The organism is Providencia sp. PROV032 (assembly GCF_028484875.1).
Taxonomy (GTDB): Bacteria; Pseudomonadota; Gammaproteobacteria; order Enterobacterales; family Enterobacteriaceae; genus Providencia; species Providencia rettgeri_E.
Map to the genome: position 1 here is coordinate 1 of NZ_JAMPSX010000072.1, position 1,606 is coordinate 1,606.

Annotated in this window: 3 protein-coding genes; all 3 read right to left on the minus strand. The window is 36.6% G+C overall.

Features of this window, described 5'->3' with window-relative positions; genetic code table 11:
* Positions 1-179: 179 nt before the first annotated feature.
* Positions 180-452 carry a PAAR domain-containing protein gene (locus PSF42_RS20660; protein WP_125895141.1) on the minus strand — a complete coding sequence of 91 codons (273 nt, stop codon included), beginning with the start codon at positions 450-452 and terminating at the stop codon, positions 180-182.
* A 185-nt stretch (positions 453-637) separates the two neighbouring features.
* Complete coding sequence (locus PSF42_RS20665) at positions 638-1,075, minus strand: SMI1/KNR4 family protein (RefSeq protein ID WP_125895139.1); 438 nt, start codon at positions 1,073-1,075, stop codon at positions 638-640.
* A 12-nt stretch (positions 1,076-1,087) separates the two neighbouring features.
* Positions 1,088-1,606 (minus strand): HNH endonuclease signature motif containing protein (locus PSF42_RS20670; protein ID WP_272680572.1); only part of this gene is annotated, 519 nt, incomplete at its 5' end.

Below are 1,606 nucleotides of genomic sequence, written 5' to 3' on the forward strand. Positions count from 1 at the left end.
ACTGCCTTGCATCGTACGGCCTGTGCCTCGCTCGGCAAGCGAATAGGGCACGTTCGCCAACGGCTGTCCTTTATCATCGACCAATTGCAGCTCTAACCAAAATCGATAGTTTTCACAGATAATGCACGATTCGACTTTCTGACTCATGACAGCTCCGTTGTCATGGTTAACCAGACTTGCTAATTGCTAGTAGTAATCAGTACACATCCCCCTGAACATCCACAAGCGACTTTATGGCCTTCTAAGGCGACAGGGATACCATTAATTTTCATTAAGCTATCGCCTTCAACGATAGTGCCGGTTTTTTTACATGGAGGACAATAAACAGAGTCGCCTACACAAGCGACTCCTTGGGTTTGCTTGGCGAGAGAAGAAGCCGTTAGAACCGTGCCGCCTGTATTGGTAGTATCATTTTTTAAAATAACTGTACGACCATTCACGGTGCTACGCATTAAGATATTTATCCTGATACAGTTTGACTGAAATCTGTTCGACCTTTTAATAAAAAATCAACGAAAAATATTTATTATCAAATGATAAAATATCTTACGAGATTGATAATCTATAGAAAGAACCATACCTGAGTTAGTCATTTATAAAATTAAAAATCTATGGCACTAGTTTATTTTTATATATCCTAATGAGCATTTCCAAATACATCATTTAAAAAAGATTCAAAATTACTATATTCCTTTTGGAATAAACCATCATAAGAGTGAAAGTAAACTTCGCCATAACTATCCTTCTTAAGGGATAAAAGCAAGGTATTTCCCCCATTATCATAACCAAAGGGTATAAAACTTCCCTGCTCATAGTGTACTGATTTATTATTCAGTATTACATCCAAATCACCGATGTCCTCAATAAGCTTTTCAATAGGTAATTTCCCATATTTTATAGGGTTAAATCCTCCAAAATAAGAATTTACATTGGAGTTTTCACCAATAAAGCCACCATTAATAGTAAGATAGTGCTGCTTAAATGCTTCTGGCAATTTAGCTATAAACAACAATTCAAATTGATTTAATTCATCATTAGATAAGCTTTTTTCAGGAAACACTAATTCTATTGTCATATAATTGGCTCCTTATTTATTGGGTAATCTAAATGGATATTCACTAACATTATTTGTGTCCTTGAATTGACTCACTCCACCGTTATGCTGAATCCCATTATGTGAATCCGAAACAACTAGCTGCATAGTACCTTCATTAGTAATTGGATCATAATCATCTAGGTGGTGCCAAAGATAACGTTCCCCATCTAACATAGGTGTTGATTTTTGTCCAAATCCAGCCATATTTGCAGCTTCAAAATCATCAGGATAATTCCCTGTATACTTAATTTTAACTATAGGCTCAACTGGTGTACCATCTGGCTTCAATCTATCAGGGTTATGATATAATGCCTTGCTTTTAGAATAGTCTAACCCGCCATTCTCATTAATAATAACATCATCATATCCACGAGCCTTGAGTTTTTCTTCAACTGATTTACCGCGTAAACTTACATACGTAGGTTTTACATCCTTTCTCTCAACCGTCAGAATATAATCCCGAAAATCCACAGGTTCAACATCGTGCCCCGTATGGCGCCAAACTATTCC